Genomic DNA, 22,755 nt, shown 5'->3' with positions numbered 1-22,755 from the left:
CTTGCGCTGGCAAGCATCCGGCATACAGTGAATCATGAGAGGGAACCGGTCATTTTAGCCCTATTTTCATGTTGCGTTGCGGCTTGCACTTCTGCGGCCCGACGGAGCATCCTTTGCGAGTTCGTCCTATTGCTCGTTCTCAAGTCCCGTTGAAATCCCCCGGACGACAATGATCAGGTATTACAAAACCTATACAGGAGACACACCATGAAAAAGACTGGCAAAACGCATCCCCAGGTCCAATCTTCCCGCCGCGGCTTCCTCGGCAAGGCGGCCGCCGGTACCGCGACTGCGCTCGCCTTTCCCGCGGTAGCGACCGCGCAGGCGCCGACCCAGTTCCGCTTCCAGAGCACCTGGCCCGCCAAGGACATCTTCCACGAATACGCGAACGATTTCGCCAAGAAGGTCAATGACATGTCCGGCGGCGAACTCAAGATCGAGGTGCTGCCGGCAGGCGCGGTGGTGCCGGCCTTCGGCCTGCTCGACGCAGTGTCCAAGGGCACGCTCGACGGCGGCCATGGCGTGATGGGCTACAACTACGGCAAGCAGGCGGCGATCGCGTTGTGGACCTCCGGTCCCGCCTTCGGCATGGATGCCAACATGGTGCTGGCATGGCACAAGTACGGCGGCGGCAAGGAGTTGCTGGCCAAGCTCTACGATTCGATCGGCGCCAACGTCGTCTCTTTCCTGTACGGCCCGATGCCGACGCAGCCGCTGGGCTGGTTCAAGAAGCCGATCACCAAGCCCGCCGATTTCAAGGGCCTGAAGTTCCGTACCAACGGCCTGGCGATCGACCTGTTCACCTCCATGGGCGCGGCGGTGAACGCCCTGCCCGGCGGCGAGATCGTGCCGGCGATGGACCGCGGCCTGCTCGACGGCGCCGAGTTCAACAACGCCACCTCCGACCGCATCCTCGGCTTTCCGGACGTGTCCAAGGTCTGCATGCTGCAGAGCTTCCACCAGAGTTCGGAACAATTCGAGATCACCTTCAACAAGACCAAGTTCAATGCCCTGCCGGCCAAGCTGAAGGCGATCATCGAAAATGCGGTCGAATCCGCCTCGGCCGACATGTCGTGGAAGGCGGTCGACCGCTATTCCACCGACTACCGCGAGCTGCAGACCAAGCACGGCGTGAAGTTCTACAAGACGCCGGACACCTTCCTGCAGGAGCAGCTGACCGTGTGGGACGAAGTGGTGGCGAAGAAGGGCGAGGGCAATCCGCTGTTCAAGGAAGTGGAAGCCTCGATGCGCGCTTTTGCGGAGCGCGCGGTGAAGTGGGACATGGATACCAACAATCCGCGGCGCATGGCTTACAACCACTACTTCGGCAAGAAACAGCCGGCGAAGAAAGGTTGATCGTAGCGCAATGTGAAGGAAACACCATCCCGCATCCGGATGGTGTTTTTTTTGAATGTCGCGGCGGCCTTTGTGCAAGGGCCGCCGCCCCACGAGGTTCCGACCATGCAAAAGCTCCTGTTCTTCGTCGACAGGGTGAGCACCTGGGTGGGGCAGGCCTTCGCCTGGCTCATCCTGGCCCTCACCTTGCAGGTTTCATGGGAAGTGTTCTCGCGTTACGCGCTCAACACACCGAACGCCTGGTCCTTCGACCTGATGATCATGATGTACGGCACCGTCTTCATGATGGCCGGCGCCTATACCCTGGCCAAGGATGGCCATGTGCGGGGCGACGTGCTGTACGGCTTCTTTCCGCCGCGCCTGCAGGCGGCGCTCGACCTGCTGCTCTACATCCTCTTCTTCATTCCCGGCATTGCCGCGCTGGTCTGGGCGGGTTACACCTATGCCGCCGAGTCGTGGGCCATCAATGAGCATTCCACGCTCACCGCCAACGGTCCGCCGCTCTATCCGTTCAAGACCGTGATCCCGATCGCCGGCGCCCTGTTGCTGGCGCAGGGCCTGGTCGAGATCGTGCGCTGCATCGCCTGCCTGCGTGCGGGCGAGTGGCCGGTACGCGAGCAGGACGTCGAGGAAGTCGATGTCGACAAGCTCAAGGAAATGGTACATGTGAAGGACGAGGACATCGCGAAGCTGGATGCCTTCGTCGCCCACGGGAAAGGGGACAAGCAATGAGGAAGGAAGTCTGGTTCGGCCTGACCATCATGGCCATGGTGGTCATCAGCGTCTTCGTCCTCATGCCATCGCCCGCCGAGATGACCAACGGCCACCTCGGCCTGCTGATGCTTGCGCTGGTGGTGGTCGCCATCATGCTCGGTTTTCCGACGGCGTTCACGTTGATGGGCATGGGTGTGTTCTTCGCCTGGCTCGCGTACAACAGCCGCAATCCCAATGAGGCGGTTGGATTGACGCTCGACCTGATGGTGCAGCGCGCCTATGCGGTGATGGCCAACGATGTGCTGATCTCGATCCCGCTGTTCGTGTTCATGGGCTACCTCGTGGAACGCGCCAACCTGATCGACCGGCTGTTCAAGAGCCTGCACCTGGCGATGGCGCGTTTGCCCGGCTCCCTGGCGGTCGCCACCATCGTCACCTGTGCGATCTTCGCCACCGCCACCGGTATCGTCGGCGCGGTGGTGACGCTGATGGGTCTGCTGGCGTTTCCGGCCATGCTCAAGGCCGGCTACAACGTGAGGCTGTCGGCTGGCGCAATTACCGCGGGCGGCTGCCTCGGCATCCTGATCCCGCCCTCGGTGCTGCTTATTGTCTATGGCGCAACGGCGGGAGTGTCGGTCGTCAAGCTCTATGCCGGCGCCTTCTTCCCGGGAATCATGCTTGCCACGCTGTATCTCGGCTACGTCATCCTGATTGCGAAACTGAAACCCGATTACGCGCCGCCGCTGCCCGAGGAGGACAGGAAGGTGCCCCTGCCACCATGGGCGGAGGCGATTTCGCGCAATGGCAGCAACAATGCGCTCGCAGGACTCCTCGGCGCACTGCGCGGCAATACTGGCGCCAGCACCGGTACTCTCCTTGGCCAGCTGTTTGTCACACTGTTGCCCGCACTGTTCTTTGCCGTGGCGATGGGCCTCGTGTACCAAGCGGTTACCACGGTGGAACAACAGGACACCGGCGGTGCGGTGCAGATGGGCGAAGGCATGGACGCGGCCGAGGAAGGCGGGCTGAGCGAACCTTCCGGCAACGACCTTGCCGAGCCGCCGTCGGAGGGGGGGCTGGAGGAGCCGCCGGCGGAAGAGCAGAAGGGCGCGACCGCCATCGTTCCGGCCCCTGCTGCTCCCGCGGACACCGCGCCGGCGGCCAAAACCGACGTCGGTGCGGAAGCGGCTCCGGAAACGAAGCCGGCGCCCATGTCCTACTGGATCGTGCTGGGCATCGGACTGGTCTCCGTGGTGGTGTTCTACGCCATCTTCAGCTTCGCGCGGCTGGAAATCTTCAAGATGCTGCTGGGCTCCTTCTTCCCGCTCGCAATGCTGATCCTGGCGGTGCTCGGCGCCATCGTGTTTGGACTGGCCACCCCCACCGAGGCGGCGGCCATGGGATCGCTCGGCGGCCTGATCCTCGCGGCGGCCTACAAGCGCCTGAACTTCGAGGTGCTCAAGGAATCGGTCTTCCTCACGGCGAAGACGAGCGCGATGGTGTGCTGGCTGTTCGTCGGATCGAGCATCTTCTCGGCGGCGTTCGCGCTGCTGGGCGGGCAGGAAATCATCAACAACTGGGTGCTGTCGCTCGACATGACGCCGCTGCAGTTCATGATCCTCGCGCAGGTCATCATCTTCCTGCTCGGCTGGCCGCTGGAGTGGACCGAGATCATCGTGATCTTCATGCCGATCTTCATCCCGCTGCTGGCGCACTTCAACGTCGATCCGCTGTTCTTCGGCCTGCTGGTCGCGCTCAACCTGCAGACGGCCTTCCTGTCGCCGCCGGTGGCGATGGCCGCGTTCTACCTCAAGGGGGTGTCGCCGCCGCACGTGACGCTGAACCAGATCTTCCTCGGCATGCTGCCCTTCATGGCGATCCAGGTGCTGGCGCTGATCCTGCTGTACATGTTCCCGGCGATCGGCCTGTGGCTGCCGGAGCTGCTGTACAAGTAGCGCGTACTCACGCGGCGGCGGCGGATGTGGCCGCCGCGGGAATCGTGATGGTGAGCGTGGTGCCCTTGCCGGGCGCGCTCGCCATGCGGAATTCGCCGCCGAGCGTGTAGACGCGTTCGCGGATGCCGATCAGGCCGAAGGAGCGCGACTTGCGCATGTTGCCGGGGAAGCCGCCCACGCCATCGTCCGAGATTTCGATCTCGATGCGGTCGTACTTGCGCTGCAGCCGGATATCGACATGCGTCGCGTAGGCGTGCCGGCTGACGTTGGTCAACGATTCCTGCAGGATGCGGAAGACCGATGTCGCCGCTTCCTCGTCCAGCACGCCGTCGAGGTCGCCGCCCTCGATCGCCAGCGTGCATGACACGCCGCTGCGCTGCCTGAACTGCTGCACCTGCCATTCGAAGGCGGACTGCAGCCCGAGGTCGAGCACCGGCGGGCGCAGGTCATTGACGATCGCGCGGACAGAGCGCACCACGTTGTCGACCTGGGACAGCAGGCCGTGGATGCTTTCATTGATCTCCGGATAGCGCCGCCGCGCTTCATTCTCCAGCAGCGAGACGTCGATGCGCAGGGCGAGCAGGTTCTGCCCGAGGTCGTCGTGGATTTCGCGGGCGATCCGCTTGCGCTCGTCTTCCTTGACGCGCGCCTGGTGCGCGGCCAGTTCGCGCAATTCCGTCTGCGATTGCCTGAGCGCCTGTTCCACCTCCTTGCGCGCGGTGATGTCCCTGCCCGTGCCCCGGTATCCGATGAATTCCCCGCTTGCGCCGAACAGCGGTTCGCCGCTGACCGACATCCAGTGCACGCGGCCCTGCTTGTCGCACACTCGGTATTCAAGATTGCTGAAGGGCTTGTGCGACTTGATCACACGTAAATGCTCCTCGAAGTCCTTCTCATCGACTTCCAGCGGCACGTCGTCTCGGGTCTTGCCTATGAGGTCTTGCGTCGGCGTGTCGCCGAAGATGGTTTCGCCGCTGATCATGGTAAAGCGGAATTCGGCATCCTGTTCCCAGTACCAGTCGGACGACATGCGCGTGAGACGCTCGAATCGCTCCTCGCTCGCGCGCAAGGCGCTTTCGATTCGCTTGTGCGTGTCGATATCCCTGGTCAGCCATGCATTGCTTCGTGCGAGATACCCGGCCTGGACGGCCAGGGACTGCAGGTAAAGCGCGAGCAGGATGCTGAACGACGCGCCCGTCGCCAGGACCATCCAGGCGGAAGAATAGGCTGTCTCCGATGCGTCCGGCGTGGGCGTGCTGACGATGCGCCAGCGTACGCCGGCTGCATCGACATGACGCGTGATGCCCGATGCTTGCCTTCCGGGCGCCACCTGCGCATCGGTCCGGACGGGCCCCTGCTTGCCGGAGCTGTACACGAGCTCTGCGTCCTTTCCGTTGTCCACGAAGATGCTGACATCGATATCGGGAGCATGCAGGGGCGCCGCGCGGCGCATGACGCTCTCCACGAACTCCTGTGCACGCAGGACGACGGCGGTATAGCCGATAATGGTGTCGTCCCGTTCGCCGTTCCGGTAGACCGGCATCATCACAGCGAACGCGCGTTTGCCACCTGCCTCCGGCCTGAGGTCGAACATGCGCGTGGCGCTTGGCAGCCCGATGCCCTGTGCGCGTTCTATCGCACCGTCTTTTTCCAGTAGTGAGGAAATATCCATTCCGCGCGCGTGCATGTTGCCGGGCGCGGGAGCGACCTGATCGATGACGTAGTAGCGGCGCTTGCCGCCGGCGAAGTCGATGCGTACGAAAGAAAATACCTGTACATAGGGATGCAGTCCGGCGAGTTGCGTGGCGACGTCAAGGAATTGACTCCGGTTGACCTCCTTGCCGCCGGAAAAGAGGCTGTTGACGATCGTCAGGCCATGCAGGGTATCGTCGAAATTCTGCTGGAAGGCTACCCGCCTTACGTCGGCGGCCTGTTCAAAGGCTTTGCGGCGCTGGTCCGCTTCGGATTTTGCAAGCCAGACAGACAGAATGCCTGTAAACGCGAGTCCCGCGCCCAGTACAAGCAGGGCTGCGAGTGAAACCGGTTTTCGCGAGAGTGAGCAGGACAAGTTGTTCCTCGAACTGTTGTTTTTATTGGCGCTGTCCGAAATCGTACGGTACATTTTTTGCTGCGATGCAGCGGGAGTTTGCGAATTCGCACTTCATTGAGGTGAGTCAATAAAATGTTGCGACGTTTGCGTTAAGAACTTTCCAATTAGAAATTATTGGTTGCAAATATTTGACACTATTGGTTTCTCTGCAGCCGGCTGAAGTCTTGCGCACACAGCGGATGTTTCCCATCATAACGGGCGGGCTGGCCTGCTTTTCATCGACTTCGGCACGGCGTCCCGCTGCGATGGCACCCGAAGGAGCCGTCACCACATCTCGACGGCACAGGCGTATGGAAATGATTGTTGTTGCCAGGGGGAACTCTATGGGCGGTAGCGACTCACATCGCCATGATGATGAAATTGCTTCCCGCGCTGGCCTTCCTCTGCGTACTCGATGTCCATGCACGCCAGCCCACGCTGGTCGATGAAATCTCGCGCGCCATCCAGGCGCGCACCGATACCGCACCGGCAAGCGCGCAGGTCGAAGCGGGCTATTCCCCCGAGGGCAGCGCCGAACGGCTGGTACTCAAGGTCATCCATACATCCGGAAAGAGCATCCGCCTGGCCGCCTATTCCTTCACCTCACCGAAGGTCGTGCGCGCGCTCGTGGATGCAGGCCGGCGCGGGGTCGATGTGCGCGTCGTCGTCGACGAGAAGGGCAATACGACGAAGTCGGGAACGGCTGCGCTCAACCTGCTGGTGAACGCAGGCATCCCGGTGCGCACCAACGGCGAATACGCGATCCACCACGACAAGTACATCGTGAGCGATGGCCTGCATGTGCAGACCGGCTCGTTCAACTACTCGCAGGCGGCCGCGCGGTCCAACAGCGAGAATGTGCTCGTGGTGTGGCACAACGCCGCGCTTGCGGCGTCCTACCTGCGGCACTGGCAAAGCCGCTACGACGAGGGGAAAGCCTACCGTTCCGGATATTGAATTCAGGAGCGCGCTGTCTTGCGGAAGACGCGCTGCACGGCGCTCACGACCGCGAGCACGATGCCGCCGGCAATCACGCCCGCAACGCCGTTGCCCAGCGCCGATGTGACCGGCTCCAGCGCGCCGGTCGCGTGCGCGGCGCCTTCGATGAGGTGATGCACGGCCGGGATGCCGTGCGCAAGGATGCCGCCGCCGACCATGAACATCGCCGCCGTACCCAGCACCGAGAGCGTCTTCATCAGCGCGGGCGCGATGCGCAGCAGCAGGCGTCCGGCCGCCTGGCGCAGCGCATTGCCGCCCTTGCTCAGGTACAGTCCGGCATCGTCGAGCTTGACGATGCCCGCGACCAGGCCATACACGCCGACGGTCATGATCGTGGCCACGCCCACGAGCACGGCCACGCGCTGCGCGAACGAGGCGTCGGCCACGGTGCCGAGCGCGATCACGATGATTTCCGCCGACAGGATGAAGTCGGTGCGCACCGCGCCCTGCACCTTTTCCTTTTCGAACGCGACCATGTCCACTGCCGGATTGGCAAGCGCGCCGACGAGTTCGGCGTGATGCGCGTCGTCCTCGTGTTTGCTGTGCAGGAACTTGTGTGCGAGTTTCTCGAATCCCTCGTAGCAGAGGAAGGCGCCGCCGAGCATCAACAGCGGCGTGACCGCCCACGGCGCGAAGGCGCTGATGGCCAGCGCGGCCGGCACCAGGATCGCCTTGTTCTTCACCGAGCCCTTGGCCACCGCCCACACCACGGGCAGTTCGCGATCGGCTTGCACGCCCGATACCTGCTGCGCATTGAGCGCAAGGTCGTCGCCCAGCACGCCGGCGGTTTTCTTGGCGGCGACCTTGGTCATCGCGGCCACGTCGTCCAGGATGGTGGCGATATCGTCAAGCAGGGCTAACAGGCTGGCTCCGGCCATGGGGATCCTCGATGGAAATATCAGAAGTTGCAGATTTAAACATGAATACACCCATGCAGTCATGACAACGACTGTGGCTTGCCGTTCACTGCGCCTTTCCGCCAAGTAACAAAAAGGCGGATAATGGGCCGTCATGGCCGATCATTACCTCACCTCATCCAACGTGAGCACGCGCTGGCAGCGTTTTGCCGTGCGCATGCTTGCCCTCTACGGCTGGCGCGTCAATTTCGCGCCGCTGCCCGGCCCGCGCGGCGTGGTCATCGTTTATCCGCATACCTCCAACTGGGATTTCATCATCGGCCTGCTCGCCAAATGGGCGATGGGCATCCGTTTCCGCTGGCTGGGAAAGGAAGCGCTGTTCAAGGGAGCGTGCGGCGCGCTGCTGGGCCCGCTGTTCCGTGCCTGGGGCGGCGAGCCGATCGAGCGCGGCACCAGCACCGGTGCAATCGACCGCCTGGCCGCGCAGATCCGGTCGGCCGATGAATACTGGCTGGCGCTGGCGCCGGAAGGCACGCGCAAGTACCGCGACGCATGGCGCAGCGGCTTCTACCACATTGCGCTGACCGCAGGGGTGCCGCTCGGCATGGCGACCTTCGATTACGCCGCCAAGGAAGTGCGGCTGGTCAGCTATGCGACGCTGAGCGGCGATGTCGATGCCGACCTGGCGCGCATCCGCGAAGCCTATCGCAGCTGCCGCGGACTGAAGCATGAATGCGCCGCGCCGATCGTCTTTTCTCAGGGATCACAACCGGTTGCGCCGGCACAGCAATCAGGAAGCGTCCGGCGCAATGCCTGACTGCGGAATGTGCGGCGCGGGATCGCCCGCGCCATGCCTCTGCTGGTATTCGCGCTCGATGTGCGAAAAGAAGGTCGACGCGCCATACCGCTCCTTGAACCAGCGGCACCACTCTGCATCCTCGCGCAGCGCGGCCTCGGTTTTCTCCAGCTCGTCGAGCTGGCGCGCCTTGCTCTCCGCATCCGCCGCGGCACGTTGCGCGGCAGTTTCCGCGTCGCGCATCTGTTGCATGAGCGACGCGTTCACCGCCTGCAGGCGCTCGATGGTGCGCGCCGCCGACTCTACGAGTCCCAGCAAGTCATCGAGCGTGATGTTCTTGTTGCCTTCTTCCTGCGCCAACTGATCTCTCCCAAAGAAACGGATTACGGTTTCCTTAGGTGCGCAAATGCCCTGCCAGTTCCGCGCGCCGCCGTGTAATGGCGGACTTATCGAAAAATGCGATCGGAATGCCGGAAAAGGCATGCAGAAGATTCAACGCGGCCGCAAGCCCCAGGAATTGACGAAGCGATGCACGCTGCCGCTGGCGCGTTCTGTCACGAGCAGATTGCCTGCACCGTAGGCAGGCGCCTGCAGCAGGTTCACCGAGGTCGGCTGGGAGAATCCGGCTCGGTGCAGCTCAGTGCCATGCTCGCTCACATGCGTAATGCGTCCGCCGAGGAATTCCGCCATCACCGCGCCGCCTTCCACCAGCGCGAAGTCGTCGAGGAAGGCGGCGGATTTGTACAGCGCGGTTTCGTTGTGCAGGCCGTCGGCGCGCAGGTCGTAGCGCAGCAGCTGCGACACGCCGATGTAACTGAACGGATTGACCGTGACGTACAGCTTGCCCTGCGCATGGCGCAGCCCGTTCGGCTTGAAGGCGAGGAAGCGATGGAAGGTGGCCTGCGTCGAAATCGTGTACGCGCTCGCCAGCGTGATCTTCTGGATCGTGCCCGGCAGCAGCGGCAATCCGCTGTCGGCGACATAGAGGTTTCCGGCGCCATCGACCGCCAGCCCGTTGGGCAGCGCAATGCCCTGCAGTTCGCCGACTTCCTGCAGCAGCGGTGCAGCCGCCAGCGTGTCCAGTGCCAGCAGGTACTTCTTCGCCAGCGGATTGAGGTTGTCGGTGGTGCAGACGGTATAGACGCGGCCGTTGGTTTCGGCGATGCCGAGGTAATAGCAGGAGCGGTTGACGCCGTCGCGAAACACGGCGGACACCTGCGCCTTGTCCCAGCCGGCGTTGCCGAACTTCAGTTCGTAAAAGGCGCCGTCGGAGGAAACGAAGAGGCGCTGGTTGCTGGTCTCGATCGCATTCTCCGCGGACGCGACCTGCGTGACGAGCGGCTCCGCGCGGGCGGCGAGCGCGGCGAGCAGCAGCACGGCGGTAGCGAGGGTCTTGCGCATGGAGTGCGTCTCCTTGGATGGAAACGCGATCTTATGGCTGCGCGGCGGTTGGGGAAATACCGGCGAAGAAAGCTTCTAAGACGCCGGAGGATTGATGCAGGCGTGGTTGTGGCCTGCAAGGACAAAAAAAGAGGCGCGACCAGTTATCTGTCGCGCCGTGGGGAAAGCAGCGCCACGCTATGCTGCTGACTTCGCTTCCATTGCGGGTTCGTTCGAACCGTCCGCGCCGAATACCGACGCGAGCGCCCGGCTCACCAGCCCGGTGAGGGACACCACGCGCGCGCGTTCTTCACGCAGCGCCTGTGCAAGCCCTTCGGCGGAGATCGAGAGCGCCTCCTGCCGGTCCTTGGTGGAGAAGATGTACAGGCTGCGTGTCGGGCTGACCCAGGCCAGCTTGATCTTCATCGTCGTGCCATCCTTGCGCGTGAATTCCATCCAGGTGCCGCGTTCAAGCGCGTCGACCATCTGGTCGAATTGATCCGGTTCGGGCTCCGGCTGTTGCATCGCCTGGCGCTGCGCACGGCGTTCCGCGGCCTGCTTGGCGACCGCCAGCGCGATCTGCATCTGGCGCTCGGGCGACAACTCCAGCGGCGCGCGCACGATGGACGCGTGGCATTCGGCCAGCTCCTTGAAGAAGCGTTCGCGGTCGTCGCCGTGCCACTTGATCAGGTCCAGCCATTTGTTGAGCATGGCTATCATCGGCGGCAGTTTGGCCAGCAGTTCCTTGCGCTCGGCGGCCGTGATCTTCGGCTTCACGCTCCAGCACAGGTCGTCCATGGTCCTGATCGCGCTGTCCGCGGCCTGCGGTTTTTCATCCTTCACGCCGTACGCAAGCGTGAGCACCCGCACCCATTTGTCTTCGAGGAAGGTCTCGACGAAGGCGACCACCTCGCCCGTGCCGACGCGCATGGCGACCTCGTTCTTCGCCGCCTTCAGGCACTGGTCATGCTTTTCCTGCTGCAGCGCGTTGCCGATGGAGTTCGCCAGCACCTGCTCGGTCGCAGTGTCGTCACGCTTGATGAAGGCCGTCAGTTCCGCCGCGACATCGGTGAAGACCGCCATGCGCTGCTCTGACTCCTGCTGGATGCGCTTGACGCTGCGCTGGATGACGACGTACAGCGGGTCGGCCTCGCCCTTGCGGGAGTCCCAGCCGACGGCAAGCCTGGCCATCAGGTCCACCACGCGGCGTGCCGGATGGCCTGCCTTGAAAAAGAAATCCTTGTCCTGCACGGCGGCCTTCAGCACGGGTACCTGCAGCGAACCGATCATCGCCTTCATCTCATCGGCGATATGTTCGTCGGCGAATACCATGCCGAAGATTTTCTTGAGCAGGTTGATGACGCTCGTGTCCGTCGCCGTCAGCGCGCCGGACGGCGCATCCTTGCGGATACGGTCGAGGATCTCGACATAGAACGGTGTAGCAGGCTTGCCGGCCGCCGGAGCGTGCGTCGAGACGCTGCGTTGCACCGCCGACAGGAAGCCCATCAGATCGTTGCGCGATGCTGTCGCCTGCAATGCATCCTCGGCAAACAGCGAAGGAAAATCCGTCGTCAGCGCCCGGTCGGACGTTCCTGCGGATTTCTTTTCATCCGAGGGGAACAGGCGGCGCAACTGACGTGTCACCGGGTCCATCGCCGCTTCGTCCTGGCCCGGCGAGGACTTTTTTTCCTCGTCCAGCGTCGCCACCAGTGCGGACGCTGGCAGGTGCGGCACGATGCCGCGTTTGATCAGCGACATGTTCAGCGCATGCAGCACGGGCGCCAGGTCGAGGCAGAGCGAGGGACCGAGCAGGCGGTACACCAGGTGGTGTGCGCTGGCATCCGGCTGGAATTCGCACCAGGACTCGTGGATCACTGACAGGAAGACCTGGGGGCGGAAAGGATTGTGCGCGGTTTGCAGCGCCTCGCGTCCGAGCAGCGAGGCCAGGCGGATGTTGAGCGCTGTCAGGCGGGTGCTGTTCTCGGCTTCGATCGCGCGCGCGGCCTTCACCAGGCACAGCTTCTTGTCCACTTCGAGTTCGGGCGGCAACGATGCCGGCACGGCGGCCGATTCCTGCACGGTGCCGGGATATTCGGCGGCCAGCACTTCGTTATGCAGCGCGGCGCCGAGCCTTTCGGACATCACATAATAGAAGGGATAGCGATTGCGCTTGAGAAGGGCGGCCGCGGCGTTGAGCAGCTTGGCCTGCTGGGCATCGCCGGACGACTTGGCCTCGGCGGCCATCGCATCGGCCAGCCGCGTGATGAATCCATCAATCTGCTTGTTGGCCAGGTTCGCCGCCGCGTCCGCGAGCTCCTGCAACACCTCAATCCGCAGGGACGGCGGGATCGGGTTTGCGCTGGGCGCATCGGGTGGTGAAGCTTCGGGGACCATGGCGTTGCCGCATCGAGTGATATAGGGAAAGTATGTCCAGTAAACCAAACTGCAGCTTCATTCTTGCACAATATTGCCGTACAGCAAGATCTCAATTGTAAGGAAACGTTACTTTCCGTAAAGAAACATTCCATCGAAAGGGTTGTGAAGTAAGTGCGTGCTATTTATTGAGACATCGATAATTCATGATTTTATGAATCGTGCCGATCCTTTTGGTAATTCGGATGCAAGCGGCTAAAGGCAACAATTGACATACGGTAACAAAATCGTTTCCGGGTTGCTGTGCTGCCACCCATGAGTCTGGCCGGTGCTCCGATGAGGTCGCAATAAGAAAGCGCGGCCAGGTTTTTCAGCCGCGCTTTATCCTGCTCGGGAAGTTTGGGCCGTCAGACGCTTCTCCAGCGTTGCCTTGGTCGATTCCGGCGCGGAATACAACATCATTCAGCTTCCCATGCCGCCTTGTCAATCGACGTGATTTGGTTGAACTGCATCAGCCCATCTTGCCGATGATCTGGTTCATCTCATCCCTGGAGAAGGCCCGCATGGTTTGTGTGCGGACATTGCCCGCGGCACCGATCGTCAAGCCGAAGGCCGCGAGCGCTGCGTCATCGGATGCCTCGAAAACCACCATCAGGTCGTATTGGCCTTGCGTCCAGAAAATATCCTTTACCTTCACGCCGAATTTGCTTGCCCCTTCTTTCACCGCATCCGCGCGCTTCACCGTATCCTTGACGGTGCGCATTCCTTGGTCAGTGAACGACGTCAGAGCTATGTAGGTAGCCATGGCCATTTCCTTTCAGAAGAAAGACGGTAGGCGGGGCCGGGAATCATGACGGGCAGGAGTAGGCCCCTTTTCTCCGGCCCGTTGCACACAACCGGGTGCGCGATTTCTCTTGATGGGTGTAGGCGGATCGGGCTGTTTTCGCCCGGCACCGCGCAGGGCATCTTCAGGGAGCGATGGGGGGAGGTGGATTTTAGTATAGGAAGCGAATATGGCAGTGTCCAGAAGACCTTGCCACCTGCTGTCCGAATAAAAAAGCGCGGCCAGGTTTCCCTGCCGCGCCGCTATCCATCACAATCGATGGTTTCCCATGTTCATGGGAGTCAAGCCGCCAGACGTTTCTCCAGCTGCGCCTTGGTCGATTCCAGCTCGCTCGGCAGATGGTACTTCAGCTTGTCGAACAGTTCGGCATGCAGCTTCAGCTCGGCTTCCCAGGCCGCCTTGTCGATCGACGTGATGCGGTCGAACTGCGCCTGGGTGAATTCCAGGCCGTCCCACTTCAGGTCTTCGTAACGCGGCGTGACGCCGAAGATGTTCTCGTTGCCGCCGGCGGTGCCTTCGATGCGGTCGAGCATCCACTTCAGCACGCGCATGTTGTCGCCGAATCCCGGCCACACGAACTTGCCGTTCTCGTCGGTGCGGAACCAGTTCACGCAGAAAATCTTCGGCAGTTCGGCTGGCGAGGCGGCGATCTTCTTGCCGATGTTCAGCCAGTGCTGGAAGTAGTCGCTCATGTTGTAACCCATGAACGGCAGCATCGCGAACGGGTCGCGGCGCACCACGCCCTGCTGGCCTGCGGCCGCAGCGGTGGTTTCGGAACCCATGGTCGCGGCCATGTAGACGCCTTCCACCCAGTTGCGGGCTTCGGTGACCAGCGGCACGGTGGTCGAACGGCGGCCGCCGAAGATGAAGGCCGAGATCGGCACGCCGGCCGGATCGTCCCATGCCGGGTCGATCACAGGGTTCTGGGTCGCGGCGACGGTGAAGCGCGCGTTCGGGTGCGCAGCCTTGCGGCCGGTTTCCTTGGCGATTTCCGGCGTCCAGTCCTTGCCCTGCCAGTCGATCAGGTGAGCCGGGGCTTCCTTGGTCAGGCCTTCCCACCACACATCGCCGTCGTCGGTCAGCGCGACGTTGGTGAAGATGGTGTTCGCGTTGAGCGAAGCCATGCAGTTGGAGTTGGTGACGGTATTGGTGCCCGGCGCCACGCCGAAGTAGCCGGCTTCCGGATTGATCGCATACAGGCGGCCATCCTTGCCCGGCTTGATCCAGGCGATGTCGTCGCCGATGGTGGTGACCTTCCAGCCGTTGAAAGCCTTCGGCGGGATCAGCATCGCGAAGTTGGTCTTGCCGCAGGCGGACGGGAAAGCGGCAGCCACGTAGTGCTTCTTGCCTTCCGGGGATTCCACGCCGAGGATCAGCATGTGTTCGGCCAGCCAGCCCTGATCGCGACCCATGGTGGATGCGATGCGCAGCGCGAAGCACTTCTTGCCCAGCAGCGCGTTGCCGCCGTAGCCGGAGCCGAAGGACCAGATTTCGCGGGTTTCCGGATAGTGGACGATGTACTTGGTCTGGTTGCACGGCCACGGCACATCCTTCTCGCCGGCGGCCAGCGGCTTGCCGACGGTGTGCACGCAGGGCACGAAGTCGCCGTCGGCGCCGAGCACGTCGTACACGGCCTTGCCCATGCGGGTCATGATGCGCATGTTGACGGCGACGTACGGGGAGTCGGACAGTTCGATGCCGATGTGGGCGATCGGGGAACCCAGCGGGCCCATGGAGAACGGCACGACGTACATCGTGCGGCCGCGCATGCAGCCGTCGAACAGCCCGTTCAGGGTCACGCGCATTTCAGCGGGCGCCATCCAGTTGTTGGTCGGGCCGGCGTCTTCCTCTTTTTCAGAGCAAATGAAGGTGCGGTCTTCGACACGCGCCACGTCGGACGGATCGGAGCAGGCCAGGTAGCTGTTCGGGCGCTTGGCGTCGTTCAGCTTCTTCATGGTGCCGGCGGCAACCATTTCCGCGCACAGCCGATCGTATTCTTCCTGGGAGCCGTCGCACCAGGTGATGCGTTCAGGCTTGGTGAGCGCCGCGATTTCGGCGACCCAGTTGATCAGCTTCTGGTTCTTGACGTAAGTTGGTGCATTCAAAGCTGCAATGCCTCCCATAACGGGTTGGTTCATAAAAAACTACCTCCAATGCCAATAAAGAAACCTGTCTTGTCCCGGTGCGGCAGGATCGTCGTCAGCTTTTGGCTCGGCTAGTGCAGTGGTCTAGCGGTACGGCGGTCATGTCGAAGGCGGTCATCATGTAGGACCGCGCTGCCCGAAAAATGGAATAATGGTCGGGCGGGTGGGGGCGTCCGCTCCAGAGGGAGTGACGATATATAAGTTACTGATTGTACACGGCGCAACACCTCGGCTCAATGATTTACAACAAAATTGTAGGAAAAATAGTCGAGTTTTGTAGTAGGTATTTCCCGTTTCTTCAAAGACTCGTATCTTTGCTACGGTTTTGTGACAAGCTCGGCAAGAACATATGAAAATAGCCATCCTAGACGATTATCAGGACAGCGTCCGCCACCTCGATTGCTTCCGCCTGTTAGAGGGGCATGATGTCAAAGTGTTCACGAGCAGCGCGAAAGGTGTAGTACAACTTGCGCTGCGTCTAAAGGACTTCGATGCGCTGGTCCTGATCCGCGAGCGCACCGTGTTCAACCGCCAGCTGCTTGGCAAGCTCCCCAACCTCAAGCTCATCTCGCAGACCGGCAAGGTGAGCGGTCACATCGACGTCGAAGCCGCTACTGCGAGCGGCATTGCCATCGCCGAGGGCGTAGGCGACCCGACCGCGCCTGCCGAACTGACCTGGGCCCTGATCATGGCTTCGTCACGGAAAATCCCCCAGTACGCCGCCAACCTGCGCGACGGCCAGTGGCAGATGGCCTCCATCAACCCGGAGCTCAACACATTGGGCACCGTGCTCAAGGGCAGGACGCTCGGCATCTGGGGCTTCGGCCGCATCGGACGGCTGGTGGCGGGTTACGGCAAGGCCTTCGGCATGAACGTGATGGTCTGGGGCAGCGAAGCCAGCCGCGATGCCGCGCGGCAGTTCGGCTGCCAGTCCGCCGGTTCGCGCGAAGATTTCTTCGCGCAGCCGGATGTCCTGTCGCTGCACCTCAGGCTGAACGACGCCACGCGCGGCCTGGTGACGGAGGACGACCTCGCCCGGATGAAACCGACCGCATTGTTCGTCAACACCAGCCGGGCCGAACTGCTTGCGGAAGGTGCGCTCGAAGCGGCGCTGCATCGCGGCCGTCCCGGCTTTGCCGCAGTCGATGTCTTCGAATCCGAACCCCTGCCGCCGAAGGCATCGCTGCTGTCCATTCCGACACTGCTGGCCACGCCCCACGTCGGCTATGTCGAGAAGGACAGCTACGAGCTGTACTTCCGCGCGGCATTCCAGAACGTGGTCGACTTTGCCGCCGGCACGCCGAAGAACATCCTCAATCCCGACGCCTTGAAACGGTAGACGCGCATGCGACGAATTGACCCGATGCGCGCACTGAAGGCGCTGGCCTTGTGCGCGTTCTGGCTTGGCGTCTTTGCGCCTGCACGTGCCGAGCCGCCTCCCGGAATCCGGCATGTCACGACAGTCGAAGGCGTGGCCGAATACCGCCTCGAGAATGGCCTGCGCGTCCTGCTGGCGGTTGACAATGCGAGGCCCGTCGTCACCGTCAACCTGGTCTACCTCGTCGGTTCCCGCCACGAGGGCGCAGGCGAAGCCGGCATGGCCCACCTGCTGGAGCACCTCGTCTTCAAGGGCACACCCTCCACGCCCGACCCCAAGGCACAGTTCGCGCAGCGCGGCATGCAGTGGAACGGCACCACGTCCTACGACCGCACGAACTACTTCGCCACCTTTAATGCCGAAGGCGACAACCTCGACTGGTATATCGGCTGGCTCGCCGATTCCATGGTCAATGCCTTCATCGTACGGCGCGACCTCGACAGCGAGATGACGGTGGTGCGCAACGAATTCGAACGCGCCGGGGTGCGCGCCGACATCGCGCTCTACCAGGCTGTGCTGGCAGCCGCCTACCAGTGGCATCCCTATGGCAGGGCGGTCATCGGCACCCTGTCCGATATCGAAAATGTGTCGATTACGCGCCTGCAGAATTTTTACCGCCACTTCTACCAGCCGGACAACGCCGTGCTGGTCGTCGCCGGGAAGGTCGACGCCGATGCCGTGCTTGCACGTGTCGCCGCGACCTTTGGCACGCAGCCCGCGCCGTTGCGCACGCTCGAACCGTTCTACACGCAGGAGCCGGTGCAACAGGGCGAGCGTCATGTCACCCTGCGCAGGACGGGCGCCTCGCCGATGGTGGCAGTGGCTTACCATGCCATGCCTTCCGGCAGCCGCGACTTCGCCACGCTCGCTGTCCTGCGCCAGGTGCTCACCGCCGTCCCGGGAGGGAGGCTGCACCAGGCGCTCGTGCAGCCCGGACTGGCAAGCGCACTATCCGACTGGACCCAGCCGACGCGCGACCCGGGCTTCCTGTACCTGGGCGCCTTGCTTGCCGATGGCACTGAATTCGATGCCGCGCAAAAGGCGATGCTCGATGCCATCGAAGCCATGCCGCCCGTCACCGACGATGAGGTGGCGCGCGCGAAAATCCTGATCGTCAACGCCATCAACCGCCGCCTGCTCGACGCGCAAGGTGTGGCGATGAGCCTGACCGATGCGATTGCCGCCGGCGACTGGCGGCTGGGCTTTGCCATGCGCGACTGGATCGGCGAGGTGACGCCTGCCGATGTCGACCGGCTTGCGCGTGCGATCTTCGTGCAGAGCAGCCGCACGACAGGGCGTTTCATTCCCACGGCCCAGGCGGTGCGCGCGCCGGCATACCAGCGTCCCGACCTTGATGCCTTGCTGAAGGACTATCGTGGACGTCCGCCTGTCGCCGGAATCGATGCCTTTCCGATGACGAACGCGGAAATCGACGCGCGCACGCAGGCGACCACCCTGCCGGGCGGCATGAAGCTCGCCATCCTGCCGCGTGCCACGAAGGGCGACCGCGTGACCGGTACGCTACGGCTGCGATGGGGGACGCTCGACACGCTGCGCAGCAGGCGTGCGGACAGCCTGCTGCTGGCGAGCATGATGCTCAAGGGAACTGCGAAACGCTCGCGGGCAGAGTTGAATCACCTGCTGTCCGCTTTGGACAGTTCCATCAACGTCAACCCGATCGCACCCGCAGGCGGGAGCCTTGTCGGTCTCGCGATCGACTTCAATGCGCCCAGGGAAAAGCTTGAGCGCGTGCTGGAACTGCTGGCCGAGGCCTTGCGCACACCGGTCTTTCCCGCGGATGAATTCGAGCAGGCGCGGCGCTCCTATATCGCGCAAGTCCTCGCCGTACAGAACGACCCGGCCGCCCATGCGGCGTCCACGCTTTCCCGCCACATGGTCCGCCATGACAGGGACGACCCGCGCAGCGTATGGACGCCGGAGGAAACGCAACAGGCCGTGCGTGAAGCGACGGTCGAGCGGATGCAGGCGTTCTACCAGGAATTCGCAGGGGCGACGCACGCCGAACTCGCGATGGTCGGGCCGGTCGACCCGGCACTGGCCGCTGAACAGCTGCGCACGCTCTTCGACGACTGGCGCAGCCCGCAATCCTATGCGCGTGTCGCACGGCCCTACCAGGACGTACCCGCGCTCACCATCGTGCTGGACATGCCCGGCAAGACCAATGCCGCCTATGCAGCCGTGCTGCCGATCGAACTCGAGGAAACGGACGCCGATACCCCCGCGCTCTTCACGGCGATCCAGCTGCTCGGCGGACGTGCCGGCACGCGACTGTGGAACCGCCTGCGCGAGAAGGAGGGCTTGAGTTACGGCGTGAATGCCTCCCTCGGCGTCGGAACGCGTGATCGTCACGGCCGCATATCGATCACCGGGACATTCGCCCCGCAGAACCGCGACCGTTTCGAAGCGGTACTGCGCGAGGAACTGGAAAAAGTGCTGGCCGACGGATACAGCGCACTGGAAGTGGATTTCGCAAAGAACGCGATCCTGCGCCTGCGGCGGCAGGCCATCACCGAGGAGCGCACCGTCGCCACTCTGCTGGCGGACAATCTCTTCTGGGGCAGGACGATGGCATGGCGGGAGCGGCGCGACAATGACTATGCCGCGCTCACCCCGGAACAGGTGAACGCGGCGCTGAAAAAGTATCTCGATCCGGCAAGGATGTCCGCCGCCCTCGCCGGCGACTTCCCCGCTCAGTAAGTCTTGTAGGGCAGGAACTTCCCCGACAGGACGACGTTGACGCGGTCCCCCTTGGGATCCGGTTCGCGCGTGATGTCCATCGAGAAGTCGATCGCGCTCATGATGCCGTCGCCGAATTCTTCATGGATCAGTTCCTTGATGGTCGTGCCGTATACGCTCACGATCTCGTACCAGCGGTAGATCAGCGGATCGGTCGGCACGGCCGTCGGCAGCGAACCCTTGTACGGCACGATCTGCAGCCATGCCGCCTCCTCGTCGGTGAGTCCGAACAGGTCCTGCGCGGCTTCGGCCTGCGCCTTGGTGAAGGTCATCTGGCCGAGGCAAGCGGCGGTCGTCCATTCCTTGCTGTGGCCGATGCGTTCGGCGATGTCCTTCCACTTCAGGCCCTTCCTGACTTTGGTTTCGATGATCTTGCGGGTCACTTCGTTGCGATCCATGGGTGTCCTCGTTGATGTGGTTGACGGTGAAAACCGGTTCAGCAAAAGGCGTGCCGTCGTTCAACCGTCAAAAAACATGGCCCATGCACCGCCTGTGCGCAGGCATGGCACTTCTTCTGCCCCGAATTTGTGCGACACGGCCGCTTTCAGCACGGTCGTTCATGTTTCGCTACACTGGAGCGTCATTCCTGGAGTACTCATGCAGACCAGACTGTGGTCCCTCACCCTCGGCAACTTCGCCATTGGCACCGGCGTGATGATCGTGCCGGGCATGCTCAATGAACTGAGTGCCGACCTCGCCATCTCGCCGGCGCAGGTCGGCATGCTGATTTCCACCTTCGCGATGACGATCTGCGTGACCGGCCCCTTCCTCGCAGGCTGGACCAGCGCCATCGAACGCCGCAAGCTGCTGACCGCGGCGCTGGCGCTGTACGCGGCCATGCACTGGCTGGCGGCGCTGTCGCCGGGCTATCACACCCTGCTCGCCGCGCGCATGCTGACTGCGCTCGGCGCTGCCGTGTTTACCGCGCAGGCGGCAGCCACGGCGGGACTCATGGTGCCGCCCGAAGTGCGCGGCAAGGCGATAGGACTGGTATTCCTCGGCTGGTCGATCGCGGCCGTGGTCGGCACGCCCATCGGCGCCTACCTCGGCGCGCATATCGGCTGGCGTCCCACTTTCGGACTGGTCGGCCTGCTCGCCGCGCTGTTCGCCGCCGGCGTATGGATGCAGATTCCGCCCAAGCTCTACGTCGCCCCCATGGACCGCGCGGCATGGAAGGCACTGTTCGCCAACACACCGCTGCTGCTGGCGATCTCGGTGACTGCGATCCAGGCGCTCGGCATGTTCACCGTCTTTTCCTACATGGCCCTGCTGCTGAAGGATTTCATCGGCGCCACGCCGACCGTCATCAGCGTGATGTTCCTGTGCTTCGGCATCACCGGGGTGCTCGGCAACGTGATCGGCGCCCGCGTGATGGACCGCATCGGTCCGATGCGCGTGGGCGTCGTCGCGATGGGCTGCATGCTGACCGCGATCACCTTGTGGCCGCTCACGCGCGGGTCGCTGCCGGTCACCGTGGCGCTGATCCTGCTTTGGGGGCTGGGCTGCTTTGCGATCAACGGTTCGCAGCAGGCGCGCCTCGTCGCGATGGCGCCGCCGCTGGCGTCGGCGTCGGTGTCCCTGAATTCTTCCGCGATCTATCTCGGGCAGGCGGCCGGCGCATTCATCGGTGGCCTGATCGTGTCGACGCAGGGCACGGCGCACCTGTCCTTCTACAGCGCGGCGCCGATGGCGACCGCGATCATTGTGTCGCTGTATGCGGCCAGCCTTGCGAATCGCCGGCGCATGATGGAGGTTGCATGAAGATCCTGAGCGTGAATGCCGGCACCGTCGCGGACCTGTTCGTGCTGCAGTCGGACCAGATGCGCCGTGTGGCGACCGGAATACACAAGAAACCGGTGCAAGGAAGGATTCAGGTCGGCAAGCTGGGACTCGACGGCGACGAGCAGGCGGACCTCACGGTGCACGGTGGACTCGCCAAGGCGGTGTATGCGTATCCCTCCGAACATTACGCATTCTGGAAAGCGCAACGCCTTGCCGCACTGAAGCGCGACGAACCGCTGCCGCCAGGATCGATGGGCGAGAACCTGACGCTGGAAGGAGTGCTGGAAAGCGACGTGTGGATCGGCGACCGCCTGCAGGCCGGTTCCGTGCTGTTCGAAGTCACCGACCCGCGCCAGCCCTGCTACAAGTTCAATGCGAAGATGGGTTTTTCGCACGCGGCGAAGATGATGCTGCAGGCGGGATGCAGCGGCTTCTACCTGCGCGTGATCGAAACCGGCGAGCTGGAGGCAGGCGATGCAGTGAGGCTCATCCCCGGCAAGCGGGAGACCTCGCTCGCGCAGGTCAACGAAAGACGTCTGAAGGGGCGGCAGCGCGATCTGTTCTGAAGCTGTGCTTCACCAGCGCGCGTCCGCCTGTCCAGATCTTCGTCCAGCCGGGCGGCCACGGCAGCGGCGGGCCGGCATAGGCGGGCACGCCGCGGCGCACCGGGATCACCGGCAGGTGGTCCGGCACGGGGCCGTCGCGCAAATCCCAGCCGAGTGTGTATGCGTAATTCGGCAGCAGCGCCTCGCACACCGCATCGAACCATTCCGTATGGTCTTCATCCCTGCGCAAGGCTTCGGCCAGTCCCTGCGGGTCGAAGCGCGCGAAGGAATGCACCAGTTCCTGCGCCGTCGCGCCGGGCTGGTCGCCCCAGCCGAGAACAGGATTGAAGTTGTAATCCGCGCCGGAACCGTACCAGCCTTCGCGCCAGGCGCGGTCGATCCAGTTGCGCTGTCCGGTAAACAGGTGCCAGCGCCAATGCAGTCCCGACGGCTTCGGCCAGGAGTACAGGTACAGGCGCTGATAGCCCGCGCGATGCAGTTCGCGCACCATGGCCATCAGGCGCGCATGCGGCATGCGGTCCGGCGCGTCGCGGCGGAAGCGGATCGGTTCGCCGTCGGCGTGCTGCAATTCATCGTGCGAAAGATTCAGGTCCAGCGTGCGCACCTCGTCGCCGAAGCGCGCAGACACCCAGCCGGTCAACAGGTTGACCGAGGTGATGACGCCATAGCCGCGATGGCGATGAAAGATGACGGTGCCGGGTGCAACGGGTTTCATGGGCAAAAAAACAATTAGGCAAGCCGATTGAAAACACAAAACGTAAGACG

General features: G+C 63.1%; 18 protein-coding genes. 9 read left to right on the top strand and 9 right to left on the bottom strand.

Annotation, left to right across the window (positions count from 1 at the left end; genetic code table 11):
• Positions 1–207: 207 nt before the first annotated feature.
• From AC3WOY_RS12990 to AC3WOY_RS12980, 3 genes are all read left to right on the top strand, one after another.
• Positions 208–1,356, top strand: a complete 1,149-nt coding sequence (locus tag AC3WOY_RS12990; RefSeq protein ID WP_492424373.1) for a TRAP transporter substrate-binding protein — start codon at positions 208–210, stop codon at positions 1,354–1,356.
• A 105-nt stretch (positions 1,357–1,461) separates the two neighbouring features.
• Positions 1,462–2,088 carry a TRAP transporter small permease subunit gene (locus AC3WOY_RS12985; protein ID WP_492424371.1) on the top strand — a complete coding sequence of 209 codons (627 nt, stop codon included), beginning with the start codon at positions 1,462–1,464 and terminating at the stop codon, positions 2,086–2,088.
• Complete coding sequence (locus tag AC3WOY_RS12980; RefSeq protein WP_492424369.1) at positions 2,085–4,025, top strand: TRAP transporter large permease; 1,941 nt, start codon at positions 2,085–2,087, stop codon at positions 4,023–4,025. Before AC3WOY_RS12985 ends, AC3WOY_RS12980 begins: the two co-directional genes overlap by 4 nt.
• Before the next feature lie 7 nt (positions 4,026–4,032).
• Here AC3WOY_RS12980 and AC3WOY_RS12975 read toward each other — a convergent pair whose 3' ends face one another.
• Complete coding sequence (locus AC3WOY_RS12975; RefSeq protein WP_492424367.1) at positions 4,033–6,093, bottom strand: sensor histidine kinase; 2,061 nt, start codon at positions 6,091–6,093, stop codon at positions 4,033–4,035.
• Between the two features lie 393 nt (positions 6,094–6,486).
• Here AC3WOY_RS12975 and AC3WOY_RS12970 point away from each other — a divergent pair, with 393 nt between their 5' ends.
• Positions 6,487–7,071 carry a phospholipase D family nuclease gene (locus AC3WOY_RS12970; protein ID WP_492429291.1) on the top strand — a complete coding sequence of 195 codons (585 nt, stop codon included), beginning with the start codon at positions 6,487–6,489 and terminating at the stop codon, positions 7,069–7,071.
• Positions 7,072–7,073: 2 nt separating this feature from the next.
• On the opposite strand, the gene AC3WOY_RS12965 is transcribed toward AC3WOY_RS12970, so the two are convergent.
• Positions 7,074–7,991 carry a DUF808 domain-containing protein gene (locus tag AC3WOY_RS12965; protein ID WP_492424365.1) on the bottom strand — a complete coding sequence of 306 codons (918 nt, stop codon included), beginning with the start codon at positions 7,989–7,991 and terminating at the stop codon, positions 7,074–7,076.
• 133 nt (positions 7,992–8,124) lie between these two features.
• Here AC3WOY_RS12965 and AC3WOY_RS12960 point away from each other — a divergent pair, with 133 nt between their 5' ends.
• Complete coding sequence (locus AC3WOY_RS12960) at positions 8,125–8,787, top strand: 1-acyl-sn-glycerol-3-phosphate acyltransferase (protein WP_492424363.1); 663 nt, start codon at positions 8,125–8,127, stop codon at positions 8,785–8,787.
• On the opposite strand, the gene AC3WOY_RS12955 is transcribed toward AC3WOY_RS12960, so the two are convergent.
• The 5 genes from AC3WOY_RS12955 to AC3WOY_RS12935 all read right to left on the bottom strand — a co-directional run bounded on the left by AC3WOY_RS12955 (position 8,761) and on the right by AC3WOY_RS12935 (position 15,501).
• Positions 8,761–9,126 carry a hypothetical protein gene (locus AC3WOY_RS12955; RefSeq protein ID WP_492424361.1) on the bottom strand — a complete coding sequence of 122 codons (366 nt, stop codon included), beginning with the start codon at positions 9,124–9,126 and terminating at the stop codon, positions 8,761–8,763. The two genes, AC3WOY_RS12960 and AC3WOY_RS12955, sit on opposite strands and share 27 nt — an antisense overlap.
• Positions 9,127–9,258: 132 nt before the next feature.
• Entirely contained in the window at positions 9,259–10,167 is a 909-nt protein-coding gene (locus AC3WOY_RS12950) for an NHL repeat-containing protein (RefSeq protein WP_492424359.1), read from the bottom strand.
• 177 nt (positions 10,168–10,344) lie between these two features.
• Positions 10,345–12,540: a DUF1631 family protein gene (locus AC3WOY_RS12945; RefSeq protein WP_492424357.1), complete on the bottom strand. Its 2,196-nt coding sequence runs from the start codon at positions 12,538–12,540 to the stop codon at positions 10,345–10,347.
• 490 nt (positions 12,541–13,030) lie between these two features.
• Positions 13,031–13,324 carry a GYD domain-containing protein gene (locus AC3WOY_RS12940; protein ID WP_492424355.1) on the bottom strand — a complete coding sequence of 98 codons (294 nt, stop codon included), beginning with the start codon at positions 13,322–13,324 and terminating at the stop codon, positions 13,031–13,033.
• A gap of 320 nt (positions 13,325–13,644) precedes the next feature.
• On the bottom strand, positions 13,645–15,501 hold the full coding sequence (locus tag AC3WOY_RS12935) for a phosphoenolpyruvate carboxykinase (GTP) (RefSeq protein ID WP_492424353.1): 1,857 nt from the start codon (positions 15,499–15,501) through the stop codon (positions 13,645–13,647).
• Positions 15,502–15,856: 355 nt separating this feature from the next.
• Between AC3WOY_RS12935 and AC3WOY_RS12930 the strand changes: the two genes are divergently transcribed.
• A complete protein-coding gene (locus tag AC3WOY_RS12930; protein ID WP_492424351.1) occupies positions 15,857–16,846 on the top strand; it encodes a D-2-hydroxyacid dehydrogenase family protein in 990 nt (329 codons plus the stop codon).
• Positions 16,847–16,852: 6 nt separating this feature from the next.
• Positions 16,853–19,603 carry a M16 family metallopeptidase gene (locus tag AC3WOY_RS12925; RefSeq protein ID WP_492424349.1) on the top strand — a complete coding sequence of 917 codons (2,751 nt, stop codon included), beginning with the start codon at positions 16,853–16,855 and terminating at the stop codon, positions 19,601–19,603.
• Here the strand turns inward: AC3WOY_RS12925 and cynS are convergent.
• Positions 19,597–20,040, bottom strand: coding sequence for a cyanase (cynS, locus tag AC3WOY_RS12920; RefSeq protein WP_492424347.1), 444 nt, complete (start codon positions 20,038–20,040; stop codon positions 19,597–19,599). The two genes, AC3WOY_RS12925 and cynS, sit on opposite strands and share 7 nt — an antisense overlap.
• A 199-nt stretch (positions 20,041–20,239) precedes the next feature.
• Here cynS and AC3WOY_RS12915 point away from each other — a divergent pair, with 199 nt between their 5' ends.
• Complete coding sequence (locus AC3WOY_RS12915; RefSeq protein WP_492424345.1) at positions 20,240–21,403, top strand: MFS transporter; 1,164 nt, start codon at positions 20,240–20,242, stop codon at positions 21,401–21,403.
• Positions 21,400–21,990, top strand: coding sequence for an MOSC domain-containing protein (locus AC3WOY_RS12910; RefSeq protein WP_492424343.1), 591 nt, complete (start codon positions 21,400–21,402; stop codon positions 21,988–21,990). Before AC3WOY_RS12915 ends, AC3WOY_RS12910 begins: the two co-directional genes overlap by 4 nt.
• Here AC3WOY_RS12910 and AC3WOY_RS12905 read toward each other — a convergent pair.
• Entirely contained in the window at positions 21,947–22,705 is a 759-nt protein-coding gene (locus AC3WOY_RS12905) for an L-asparaginase (RefSeq protein ID WP_492424341.1), read from the bottom strand. The genes AC3WOY_RS12910 and AC3WOY_RS12905 overlap by 44 nt on opposite strands.
• Between the last annotated feature and the right edge of the window lie 50 nt (positions 22,706–22,755).

It is taken from the genome of Noviherbaspirillum sp. FW303-A3 (genome assembly GCF_058788695.1).
Note: the sequence above shows the minus strand (reverse complement) of the source record. Positions and strands in the feature narration are given on the sequence as shown.

Excerpts from the sequence above, each read along its gene's own strand:
- AC3WOY_RS12990 (WP_492424373.1), top strand. The coding sequence starts at position 208 with ATGAAAAAGACTGGCAAAACGCATCCCCAGGTCCAATCTTCCCGCCGC.
- AC3WOY_RS12985 (WP_492424371.1), top strand. The coding sequence starts at position 1,462 with ATGCAAAAGCTCCTGTTCTTCGTCGACAGGGTGAGCACCTGGGTGGGG.
- AC3WOY_RS12980 (WP_492424369.1), top strand. The coding sequence starts at position 2,085 with ATGAGGAAGGAAGTCTGGTTCGGCCTGACCATCATGGCCATGGTGGTC.
- AC3WOY_RS12970 (WP_492429291.1), top strand. The coding sequence starts at position 6,487 with ATGATGAAATTGCTTCCCGCGCTGGCCTTCCTCTGCGTACTCGATGTC.
- AC3WOY_RS12965 (WP_492424365.1), bottom strand. The coding sequence starts at position 7,991 with ATGGCCGGAGCCAGCCTGTTAGCCCTGCTTGACGATATCGCCACCATC.
- AC3WOY_RS12960 (WP_492424363.1), top strand. The coding sequence starts at position 8,125 with ATGGCCGATCATTACCTCACCTCATCCAACGTGAGCACGCGCTGGCAG.
- AC3WOY_RS12950 (WP_492424359.1), bottom strand. The coding sequence starts at position 10,167 with ATGCGCAAGACCCTCGCTACCGCCGTGCTGCTGCTCGCCGCGCTCGCC.
- AC3WOY_RS12945 (WP_492424357.1), bottom strand. The coding sequence starts at position 12,540 with ATGGTCCCCGAAGCTTCACCACCCGATGCGCCCAGCGCAAACCCGATC.
- AC3WOY_RS12940 (WP_492424355.1), bottom strand. The coding sequence starts at position 13,324 with ATGGCTACCTACATAGCTCTGACGTCGTTCACTGACCAAGGAATGCGC.
- AC3WOY_RS12935 (WP_492424353.1), bottom strand. The coding sequence starts at position 15,501 with ATGAACCAACCCGTTATGGGAGGCATTGCAGCTTTGAATGCACCAACT.
- AC3WOY_RS12930 (WP_492424351.1), top strand. The coding sequence starts at position 15,857 with ATGAAAATAGCCATCCTAGACGATTATCAGGACAGCGTCCGCCACCTC.
- AC3WOY_RS12925 (WP_492424349.1), top strand. The coding sequence starts at position 16,853 with ATGCGACGAATTGACCCGATGCGCGCACTGAAGGCGCTGGCCTTGTGC.
- cynS (WP_492424347.1), bottom strand. The coding sequence starts at position 20,040 with ATGGATCGCAACGAAGTGACCCGCAAGATCATCGAAACCAAAGTCAGG.
- AC3WOY_RS12915 (WP_492424345.1), top strand. The coding sequence starts at position 20,240 with ATGCAGACCAGACTGTGGTCCCTCACCCTCGGCAACTTCGCCATTGGC.
- AC3WOY_RS12910 (WP_492424343.1), top strand. The coding sequence starts at position 21,400 with ATGAAGATCCTGAGCGTGAATGCCGGCACCGTCGCGGACCTGTTCGTG.
- AC3WOY_RS12905 (WP_492424341.1), bottom strand. The coding sequence starts at position 22,705 with ATGAAACCCGTTGCACCCGGCACCGTCATCTTTCATCGCCATCGCGGC.